General features: G+C 64.7%; 6 protein-coding genes. 1 reads left to right on the top strand and 5 read right to left on the bottom strand.

Annotation, left to right across the window (positions count from 1 at the left end):
- The 5 genes from EN742_RS10860 to tagH all read right to left on the bottom strand — a co-directional run.
- On the bottom strand, positions 1–2436 hold a 2436-nt coding region (locus EN742_RS10860; RefSeq protein WP_148670074.1), incomplete at its 3' end, for a serine/threonine-protein kinase.
- Positions 2433–3215, bottom strand: a complete 783-nt coding sequence (locus tag EN742_RS10855; protein ID WP_127406948.1) for a protein phosphatase 2C domain-containing protein — start codon at positions 3213–3215, stop codon at positions 2433–2435. The genes EN742_RS10860 and EN742_RS10855, both read right to left, overlap by 4 nt.
- A gap of 159 nt (positions 3216–3374) precedes the next feature.
- Positions 3375–6905: a type VI secretion system membrane subunit TssM gene (tssM, locus tag EN742_RS10850; protein ID WP_128332795.1), complete on the bottom strand. Its 3531-nt coding sequence runs from the start codon at positions 6903–6905 to the stop codon at positions 3375–3377.
- A 22-nt stretch (positions 6906–6927) separates the two neighbouring features.
- Positions 6928–8433: a type VI secretion system protein TssL, long form gene (tssL, locus tag EN742_RS10845; protein ID WP_127406704.1), complete on the bottom strand. Its 1506-nt coding sequence runs from the start codon at positions 8431–8433 to the stop codon at positions 6928–6930.
- A 305-nt stretch (positions 8434–8738) separates the two neighbouring features.
- On the bottom strand, positions 8739–9809 hold the full coding sequence (tagH, locus tag EN742_RS10840) for a type VI secretion system-associated FHA domain protein TagH (RefSeq protein ID WP_128332794.1): 1071 nt from the start codon (positions 9807–9809) through the stop codon (positions 8739–8741).
- Positions 9810–10066: 257 nt separating this feature from the next.
- On the opposite strand from tagH, the gene tssI reads away from it, so the two are divergent.
- A partial coding sequence (gene tssI, locus EN742_RS10835) for a type VI secretion system tip protein TssI/VgrG (protein WP_128332793.1) occupies positions 10067–11194 on the top strand: 1128 nt, incomplete at its 3' end.

Genomic DNA, 11194 nt, shown 5'->3' with positions numbered 1-11194 from the left:
GAAATATTTGGCGGTGGCGGAGTAGTCGGATCTGTTGGCTTCGATCTCGTCAAGGATCCTGGGCAGCAGCGCCGAAACCGGGGTTGGTGCAGAGAAGACGGCGGCCTTGACATCCCGCGGGCCCGTGATCACCAGGATGATCTGCGGCAGCACCTTGCCGGCGGCTTTGTCGGCGGCGCCGAGCCCGATCGGGATGCTGAAGGTCGCCCTGTCAGGTTGCGCGACGATGCGGTCATCGAGGTTGAAGGCTATGCCTCTGTGGTCGATCAGGAGTACGTTGGAAATCAGGCCGCCACGCGTCACCAGCGTTCCGCCGATCGGCGAGCCGTTCGGCACCAATGTCCGATCGAGGACGAGCCGCGGCTTGTCGGCGCCGGTGCGGCCGAGAAGATGCAGAAAATTGGTGACCTCGCATTGGGCGGGCTCAATGAGGCGCACGCTGATATCCGGCTCGACCTGGAACCGCGCCTGGAAGTCGGACATCATGCGCTCGAACGGTTGGACCGCAGTGCCAAATCCCTCGATAGCGACGGCGTTGTCGGTTGCCGATGTCATGGTGGCGTAGAAACAGTCACCGCCGCTGAAGTCGCTCACCCAGGAAGCGCGCTGCGCGGTCTCGTTGGCGGGAGCCGCCGGCGGAACCTGGGGCTTGGGCACATTCAAGACAACGGTCTCATTCGGCTGCTTGGCTGCGGGCGGCTCAGGCTGCGGGCTTGTCTTGGTCGCCGCTTCCGGCGGAGTGGTCGCGCCGTCGGGAGCCTTGTCAGCCACCTTTGGCTTGGCCGGTTCGTTGGCCGGTTGCTGGGCCTTCGGCATCTCCGCGACATCCGGCTTGACCGGCGCCGGCGCCTTTTCTACCGGCGGCGAGACCGGAGTGATCGCTTCCGGCGGCGAAGCAGGAGCGATTTTGGGGAGTGGCGCCGCCGTCTGCTGGCTGTCGCTTGGCTGCGGCGCCGCCGGAGCCTTTTCGGCGGGCGCTTGCGCCTCGACCGTCGGCGGCTTTGGTCCCTCCTGGACCGGCGGGACGGGTTCGGCCGGCCGCGCCGGCGCCGGCTTCTGTCCGGACCCGGCTTCCGCCTGTTTTTCGGCCGGCGCGGCGGTGGGCACCACTGGCTTTTCAGCCGGAGCCTGGCCTGCCTCTGTGCGTGGTGTTTGGGACGGCTCCGTTGCCGGTTCGTTGCCTGGCGCCCTGGCAGCGCTCTCAGTCGGTGTCGGCTCCGGTGTTTTCGAGGGAGAAAGCGTCGTCTTGCCGGCTGGCGGCGCGGCAGGCGTCAGGATGCCGCTGAAATAGATACCAGCTGCCGACACCATAGCCAGCGCCGCCACGGCGGCGATGGCGATGGAGCCGGTCCTCGCAGCTCTCCGGGAAGCATCGGGCACGACCGCGCGGGCAGGGGTGGCTGCCGCCCGAGGGCGCGGTTCGGCAAGGTGCGCGGGGCGCTGATGCGGGACGAAGCGTTGGCCGTCCGGAGTTGCCGAAGTCTGGGCCTGCAGCCTCCCAGGAGCCGGGGGCGCGGCGGTGCGATGCAGGTCCGAGCGGTCGCGCGGCATGGCGGATACCGGCGGCCTTGTCTCCTCGTCGGCGTCGCGGGTCATCCTGGCGATCTCGGCCATGCTGATCGGCCGGTGCCTCGGGTCCGGTTGCAGCATCGCCTCGATGATCTCCCTGAAATCGGCATCGATGTCGGAAAGATCCGGAACCGTTCGGCGCTTTTCCACGATTTCGAGCTGAGAGCCGCTCATGTCGATCGGCTTGCCGCGCAAGGCGGCGGCCAGCACCAATCCCATGCTGTAGATGTCGGACTGCTCGCTGACCTCGGCTCCGTAAAGCCCCAGCTGTTCGGGAGAAACGTAGTTGTACTTTCCGGCGAACCTGCCGCCGATCAGCGTTTCTCCGCCGACGGCGGCCGAACGCGCAATGCCGAAATCGATGATCTTGGCGCGGTCGACCCGGCCCCCCGGCAGGATGATGTTGTCCGGGGAGAGGTCGCGATGGATCGCTCCCGCCTGATGTACGGCGCTCAGGCCGGAGGCGAGGCGATGGCAGAGCTTGCGCACGTCCTCCACGGGCATGGCGCCACGCCGCATGACATCGAACAGCGACTGGCCGTCGACGAATTCCATGGCCAGGTAGGGTCGCCCGATGCCGGGATCGATGGTGAAGACGTGGTAGCGCACGACCGCGTCATGCGACAGGTGATTGAGGATCGACGCTTCCTTGCGGAACAAGGACAAGATCGTCTGGTCGCGGGCGAATTCCGGCAGGACGATCTTGATTGCGACGTGGTCGCCGGTCTGGATGTTGTGGCCGCGATAGACCTCGCCCATCCCGCCGGACGCGATCCGCTCGTCAAGCTCGTAGATGCCGCTGAGTTGTGTGCCCACGCCGGTGTTGGCAAGGCCTGGCGAGACGCGCGTCTTGTCGTCGGCGCTCATCGGTCCCGACCCTCGGTGGGCGGATGCGGACGGGGCGCCTGGCCGTTGCGGCGGTCGCCGATCTTCACCAGTATTATGGTCACATTGTCGGTTCCGCCCCGCGCCAACACTGTTTCCAGCAGCTTCTCGCAGGCCGCCTGAGGCGCGGCGGACAACACCGCAGCCTCGATCTCGGCGTCGCTGACATGTGCCGTCAGCCCGTCGGTGTTCAGCACGAAAACGTCTCCCGGCATGGTCTCGCCCTGCTGGTAGTCGATGACGATCTCGTCGCTGACGCCGACCGCGTGGGTGATGACGTTGCGGCGCGGCCAGGTGAGCGCTTCGGCGGCGCTGATCACGCCTCGGTCGAGGAGCTCCTGGACTTCGGTGTGGTCTTTCGAGATCTGCGAGATCGAGGCATTGCGGACAAGATACACGCGGCTGTCGCCGGCCCACAGGCAGGCAAACCGTCCGTCCATCACCAGCAGGGCCGCGAAGGTGGAGCCGATGGTTATGCCGCGGGTTTCGGATATGCTGCGGATTTCGGCATTGGCCCGGCTCAGCCTGTCCTCGAAGCGCGCTCGAAGGTCCGGCGCGGAGCTTGCGATGCCGATCGTCGCCAGGTGATCGATGATGCTTGCCGACGCTACCTCGCCGGCATCATGCCCGCCCATGCCGTCGGCCACAACCCACAGGCCTGTTCGCGGCTCGACCAGATAGTTGTCTTCGTTGTGGTCGCGCACGCAGCCTTTGTGGCTTACGCCGAAGCTTTCAAAGGGAAGGGGGGCGACAGTGTTCAATTTGCCACCAAGCGCTTCGCAAGCGTCCTTCGCGGCGCGCCCTCGGGCCGCCGCTCGCGCCACTCTGCCACAGGCGCGAACATTAGAGTATCGAAATCAAGGTCGGTACGCCGACCGTCCGGGATTGTCGTCGACGTGGCGGAGAGCCAAAAAATCATCTCAGAATGCCTTCGGGCAACTGAACCCGGCAAGCGCTGGAAGGAACAGCGGGTTGGGTTCGGAGTTGCTCTGGATCGTATAGGCCACGTCGCGTCCGCCGATCACGAAGCGGGCTTCCAGATTACCTTCGCTTCCGCTGACGGAGGCCTTGTCCATGAGCCGTTTCAGCGCCCACGGGCCGTCGAACTTGATGGCGGATTCCCGGCCGGGCATTTCCGGCGCAAGGCTCAGGCTGGCGGAGCCGGAAGCCGCGCCGCTCGGCCAGTTCAGCGTGCCCGGCGCGTTGCCCGTCTGGCTGCTTTGAACGGTCTGGCCATCGACGTCCAGCATCGCGCTGTCGGCATCGCCATGCAACGAAAAGGGCGTGAAGGTGATGCTGACCAAAGGCACCGAGCCGCCCGAGGGAAAGAAGGCGGCGCGGATTTCCGCTGCCGACTGGAAGGTCTTCAACGTGGCTTTCGAGAGGTCGCGACCGAAGCGCTGGTCCTGTTTCCAGCTCCAGTCCTGGCCGGTCATGTCGATCAGCGATGCGAGATTTTGCGCGAAAAAGCGGTCCATCAATCCCCCGGGGGCGAACAGCTTGGCGAAGTCCGCCATAGCTATGTCCTCCGTGCTGCCGCTGGCGAAAGGATAGCGGCCATTGACCATCTCCTCGCAGGGCCGCGTCACCGTCTGGTCGAGCAACTGGTTCAAATTCGCCACCGAGGTCTCGGCGACATTGCCCTCGAACTCGTCAGCGGCCGCGTTGACCATCCGGGCAAGCGGCTTGGGCAGGCGCGAGACGTTGGCGCGCAGGGTCGAGACCTGAAGCTGCAGGTTCGTGTTGACGCGCTCCGTCTCCGAGGGAACGTCCGCCGCCAGCTTCAGACTCTGGTAGATGTCGCGAAAGTTCTGCGTCAGCGCGTCGATCGGGCGGCGTCCGGCAGGACCGCTCACCAGGGCCTGGAATGACCTGAACTGCGCCTCGACGTTGGCGCCCGGGCCCTGCGAGCCCGCCGAGCCGGCGCGGCTCTGCGACTTGCCGGCGGCCATCTGGATGCCGATGCGGGCCAGGCCCTTGGCGATGCCCGCGGCGTCTGGCCGCTCGGCCGTGCCTGCCTGGACATCGAGGAACTGGCTTTCCCGGGTCAGGGTGGTCTCATCGGCAATCGCGCTGAACAGCTGATCGATCGGCGAGTTCGGCGAAGCTGCGGCGGAAAGTGCGATATATTGTGGCTTGTCCTTCGGCATCGCCTTGAACCGCAGCTGATCGAGAATGCCGTTCCACGCCGCGGCAAACTCCTTGGCATAGCGATCGAGAAGCTCGGGTCCGAGCTTGAGCAATTCCTGATCGATGCCACCCTGCTCGCCGCCGCCGCCGAGTACCCACCGGTCGTCGACAAGCATCTGCGCGATGCGTGAGAGCTGCTGGAGATAGAAATCGCTGAAGCCGGCATGGGTGTAGACGCCGGGAATGCGAAGTCCCGACAGATCACTGCCGTCGACACGCTCGAACAGCAGCGGCGCTTCCGGACCGGCCTTGAGCGAAACGGAAAAATCGCTCAGGGCTGCCGCATGGAGCGCCGACTTGATCAGGGCCGTGGCGCGGTCGGCCAGGCTCATGCGTCCGAGTGAGCGTTGGGCGGCTTCGACAAGTGGCTGGTCGAGCTTGAAAACCGGATCATAGGCGTCGTCCAGCGCCAGCATGGCGCGCAGATGTTTTTCGAGCTGGGCCCGACCTTCGCGGTTGTTTTCGCCGGGATAGCGGTTGTGTTCCCAGTCCTGCCGCATCCAGGAGACGATCAGCTCGTCGTCGACCTTCGGCGCCTTGCCGCCCAGCATCAGATAGATCTTCAGCGGCTCATAGAGCATCGCCGGATCGGCCATCCTGGCCTGGATCGTGCGCTCGGCCTGCAGCAGCAGGCGCGATCGGAAGCTTCGCTCCAGCGCTTGCCGGTAGGCCGTCCTGGCCGCTGAAAGAAGCCGTTCGCGCTGGCTGAGGCCGAATGTCTCCTCGATCGGCGTCGGCGCGTCGCCGGTCTCGAATCCGGCCGGCAGGTTGCGCAACTGGTCGAGCGGGCCAATCACGTTTTCGAGGTCGACGTCGGCGACCTCTGTGCTTTTGAGCAGCGGTTCCGCCGCCTGGCGGTATTGGCTCATGGCCTGCGTCGTGGCGGCGAGCAGCGATCTGTTGGCCGTGAAGCTCAGCCCAAGCGCGCCCAGGGCGATCACGGCGGCCAGGACGATCGCGCCGATGCCGCCATATCTGGCGATCGCGGCGCGCCTTTCGGCTGTCCTGTCGTATGAAACCCAGCCGGCCTCGGCGAAAATGACGTCGGCCAGAACATCGTGGAGGAAAAAGCTCTTGCCGGTGCCGGACAGATGCGCCTGCGAACTGCTGCCGAAACTGCGCCCGATCGCGCCCAGCACCTGGTCGATCGGCGTTCCTTCCTGGGTGCCCGAGGAAAAATAGAGGCCGCGCAGGCTGACGTTTACCTCGCTGCGGGAGATGTCGAACAGGCTGGTGACAAAACCGGTAACCCGGCCGCGCAATGCGCCGAACTGGGCCGGAAAGCCGAAGATGGATATGCGCGCGACCGGATCCTGCTCTTCCTGGAGCCGGTCGGCCATCTCGTCCGCCAGGCGCCCGGCCAGAGCGTCGAATTCGGCCGGAGCCTCACCGGCCATGTTCTTGTTGCGGTCGGTGGTCTGGAAGGTCGCGCCCCACACCTTGCGCCTGCGCGCCTCGTCGAAGCCGCCGAAATAATCCATGAAACCGGAGACGAGGTCGGCTTTGGTGAACAGCAGGTAGACCGGAAACTGGATCCTGAGCGTTTCATAGGTTTCGCGCAGGCGACTTCGTATCTCGGCGACATGGGCGTCAAGCTGCCGATCGTCGAAGCTCATGAGGTCGGCAAGGCTGACTGCCAGGATGACGCCGTTAATCGGCTGCCTGGCGCGGTATTTCTTGAGCAGCGACAGGAAGGCGAGCCAATTCTTCTTGTCGCGGGACTGATCGGAATCCTGTGTTGTGTAGCGCCCGGCGGTGTCGATCAGCACGGCCTCGTCGGTGAACCACCAGTCGCAGGATCGCGTGCCGCCAATGCCGGCCACCGGCTGCGCGGTGCCGGAACCGGCAAGCGGGAAATTCAGACCGGAGTTGACCAGCGCCGTCGTCTTGCCCGCGCCCGGTGGGCCGATGACGATGTACCAGGGGATCTCGTAGAGGAAATTGCGCTTTCCGCTTGAGCGTTTGAGTGCCGCGATGGCCTCGCTCATGCGGGCCTCGAGCACCTGCGAATCGTCATTGTCGGCGTCGTTGCGCACGATCGCGGCTTCAAGCGCCTTATGCGCCGTTCGCCTTTGCCAGAACCGGACCGTGTAGAAGAGCGCCGCCGCGGCCACGACCACGCCGACGATCGCGGCGCGCAACCAGACCGGCCCGAGTGGGCGCGCATCGGCATAACGGATCAGTGGTCCGGCAAACCAGACGGCTGCCGCGAAACCGGCCAAGGCGACGACGTTGAGTATGCGCAGCAGCCAATGCGTCATGGGCGCTTCCGAGGGGCCGCGCTCATAATGTCTCCTCCTTGGGGATCATCACATCGATGCGGCGGTTCGTGGCACGGCCTTCCGGGGTCGCATTGTCGGCGATCGGCTCGTCTTCGCCCTTGCCGTCGGTGGTGATGCGCGATGGGTCCTTGAAGCCGGGTGCCATCATCGCCGCGACGGCTTTGGCGCGGGCGACCGAGAGGTCGAAATTGGACTTGAACGTGCTCGATTTGCGCGGTTTTGCGTTGTCGGTATGACCGATGATCCTGATCGGCCCCGGTTCGGCGTCGAGAGCCGTGGCGATGTCTGCGGCGACGGACTGGAACTCCGGCTTCACCTCGGCCTTGCCGGGTTCGAACGTCAGGGCGTTGTTTATTTCCACCACGATGAAGCTGCCTTGCGTGCTCACCGCCAGCCCGCCGCGCGCCAGATCCTCGGCTAGCGCCGCACGGATGCGGTTGATCTGGGTGAGCGCGACGGGGGTTGGGGGAGGCGCGACTTTTGCCGGCTCGGCCGAGGCAGCCACGTCGGCGCTCTCGATTGTCACCGGCGTCGATGGATTGAGCGCCACAAGCTCGCCGGCGACGGCGTCACCCTCATTGGTGATGAAGACCCGCAAGGCAAAGAAGGCCGCCGTCAGGAGACCCGAGGTGACGGCCGCGACGGCCCAGAGCGGCAGCCGCGCCGACGGTCGCGCCATTGTCGCCGCCAATCCCTGCCAGCGGGGTGAAATGTCGTCGTCGGGCCGCGCCCTGAAGTAGCGAAGCGTGTCGAAGACGTCGCGTCGGACACGTTCGAGGTTGCTGTCCTGGCGCGCGAGGCCGCGATACTGACCTTCAAACCCCAGCGATAGGCAGGCATGCATCAGTTCGAGCAGGTCGTAATGCGCTTCCGGTTCGGCCAGCAGCTTGTTCAGCGCCTCATAGAAGCCGGCGCCGGCGGACTTGATGCGAAAGAACCGCGACAGCATGCCGTGCCCTGCCCAGCCGTCCCCCTCGGGCCAGGGCAGGTTGCCGACGAGATCGTCAACGGTTTCGCAAAGCGCAAACTTGGCGATCCGTGCGTCCTCTTCGGCAATGCCCGACTTCTGCATCGCCCGATCGAACCTTTCGATCGCCTCGGCGATGTGCAACGCCAGCGGTTCGGCACGTCTTTCGACCGGGATAAGTCGGAGCTGGCCGAGCAGCATCAGCAAGGGCGCGGCGGCGGCGATGATCGGGTTTGCCGTGGGGTAGGTGATGCTGCCGGTGGCGTCGAGGAGGACGTCCTGCTGCGGCCCCGACGAGGGCGCGGTCTCCAAGGGGCCGGCATTGGACGTCGCCCCTTGATAGATCACGGTTCCGGACACCCAGCCCGGCGGCATGTGCTGTCCGCCCTGCGGATCGAAAACCGTCGAATCCCGCACAGGCAGGGGCTGCCCGCCATCGGCGGATGCCGGCGGGGCCGGCGCCGGCTTTTGCCTGCGTCGTGGATTGGCGCGAATGACGGTCTTGCCGGCGGGGCCGAAGGGATCGTCCTTCGAGCTCATTGCTGGCCTTCCGTCCGCGCATGGCGGCCGTGCCGGCGCGCAAGACCAGGCAGGGGCAGAAGCAAAGAATGCGTGCCCTGCTGACGCGGGGAGTGTCCGGTGGAAGCTAGGCTACAGAACGCGATCCCGCCGTAACATGACATTTGCCGCAGACCCCTGGGTCATTCAGCCGTAACCGCCTGGCGAACTGTCGTATGTGATCGTAATCTCAGAAGCGTCCGATTGGAACCATATGCGCGGAACCGCCCGGATTATTCTTAACGGCGGCGGTGTAGGGATCCGGCTCTAGCGCCGGAATTTACACGCTATTTTTGCTTGTCGGCCTTGGCATAGGCTTCGGCGAAATAAGCCAGGAATATATCCAGCATGCCGTTTTCGTGGGCTTCCTCCATGGTCCGCCAGGTCGCCACGAAAGCATCCCAGGCCTGGCTTTTCTTCGAACTGAACGAGGTGGGCGGAAGCTTCCTGCCGATCGCCTCGGGCGACAGGTCGTCAAGCAGCCGGGAGAGCGCCGCCTGCATGGCCGCATAGGTGGCGAATTCGTGGGTCTTGAGATCGCGGAAGGCGTCTTCGACACTGTGCCTGGCGTCAAGATAGCCGGCCCTGCGCCGCGCGAACATGATTTCCAGCATGTCGTCGGTTCCGGGCACGAATTTGAGGGGATTGTTGTCCGCTGCGCTGATCATCGTGCGGTGCGTGCTCTTTGCCAGGATCTTGGCAGCCGCGCGCGCCTTCAGCAGCAAGGCCAATTGTTCTACCGTCGTCCGCAGGACCGCGCCGATCTCGGCGGCAACCTCATGTGGGTCGCGCGATTGAAGCAGATCCGGCGAGATGCCGGCCGCCCGCGCGATTTCCCTGAGCAATTCGTCCGCAACGGGGCGCTGCGCGGCCGAAGGCGGCGCGGCTGCCTGCAGCAGGGAAGACGTCGACGCCGGCGCCTGGCGTTGCTCGCGCGAATTGAAGAACGGCTCGTTGCCGAATTCCTGGGGCCGGCCCGTCGATGCCGGCAATTCCCGTTGCGTCGAACCGGATCTCGGTTGGGGGTGACCCGTCACGCCGCGCTCGTCGTCGATGGACACGAAGATGACATAGCGGCCGATCAACAGCCGGTCGCCATGGCCGAGGCGATGCGGCGCGGCCAGGCGCTGGCTGGACCCGTTGATGAAGGTGCCGTTGCGCGAAACATCGTGAAGCCAGAACGCGCCCGCCTCATAGCGGACCTCGCAATGCCGGCCGGAAATGAACTTGTCAGGGTCGGGCAGGGTCCAGTCGCAATTTTCGCGTCCGATTTCAAAGCTGCGGTCGCGCGAACCGTAACCGAGCGGGAGACCGGCGGGCGCGGCCTCGACATTGTTGATCTGCAGACTGATGAACATATGAAAGTGCCGCCGACCGCTGATCGATACTTCGCCATTCTAGCAGCTTGCGAGGACAACACGACAGCAGCCTCTCACAACCGCCTCCGGAGCAAGGTTTGCCCGCCCTTGGTTCCTTTTGGTTGGCAGGAAAACATATGGTAGGCTGAACGAAGCCTGGTGTGGCAATCCGGGAAGTCCCCGAACGTGATGCGGTTAACATAGGGGGAACTTCAAATCCGTCACACTGGCGGCCGCGTCCTGGAGGGGCACGACCCATGCCGAACGAACGTGCCACGGTTGTGCAGACGCCGTTAGGCGCCGAGCTGTTGACCTTCACCCATCTTGTCGGGCGCGATGAGATCAGCCGCTGCTTCGCCCATACGGTGGGGTTTGTCAGCACCAACCACAATGTCGATCCGCTGAAGATGCTGGGCGGCGCCGTTTCGGTCGAAGGCGAATCCGATCCGAAGCGCTGGTTCAGCGGCCTGGTGTCGGAGTTCCGGTTAACCCGCATCGAGGACCGGCTGGCCTACTATGAAGCGGTCATCAGGCCATGGCTCTGGTTTCTCGGCAACACCACCGATTGCCGCATCTTCCAGAACATGACCGCCGTCGAAATCGTCGAGAAGATCTTCTCAAAATACGGTACGGCGAAATTCGAGAAGCGGCTGCAAGGGTCCTATCCCTCGCGCGAGTACTGTGTGCAGTACGACGAGAGCGACCTTGATTTCGTGCAGCGACTGATGGAGCACGAAGGCATCTTCTATTTCTTCGAATACGACGAGGGCAAGCACACGCTCATTCTGTGCGATGCGATGAGCAAGCTGAAGGCGGCTCCGGGCTACGATAAGGTGCTTTACAATTTCGAGGGACAGGGCTCGCGGAGGGATGTCGAATACATCACCGAATGGGTCCCGGGCAGCGAGGTGCGGCCCGGCGCCTATGCGCACACAGACTATGATTTCGAGAAGCCTGGCGCCGACCTCATGGCCAAGTCCGCCCAGCCGTTCAGCCACAAGGAGGCCTCGGGCGAGAACTACCGGCATCGCGGAGCGCATCTGGATGTGGGGCGGGGCGACAGTCTTGCCGGGATCCGGCGCGAAGAACTCCAGGCCTTGCACCAGCGCAGCGCGGCTGCCGGAACCGTGCGCGGCCTCCATTCCGGTTGCACGTTCAATCTGGAGAGTTTTCCGCGCGACGACCAGAACCAGGAATATCTGGTGATCAGCGCCGAATACAGGTTGTTCGATCCAGGCTACAGAACCCAGAGCGAGATCCACGCCGAGAACTTCAAGATCGTGCTCGGCGTCGCGCCCACTTCCTTGCATTACCGTCCGCCGCGGATCACGCCGCGGCCGATCATGCGCGGCCCGCAGACAGCGACGGTGGGCGGCCCTTCGGGC

The sequence above is a fragment of the Mesorhizobium sp. M4A.F.Ca.ET.020.02.1.1 genome (assembly GCF_004022645.1).
GTDB lineage: Bacteria > Pseudomonadota > Alphaproteobacteria > Rhizobiales > Rhizobiaceae > Mesorhizobium.
The sequence above is the reverse complement of the archived record's forward strand: the minus strand, read 5'-3'. Positions and strand labels throughout refer to the sequence as shown.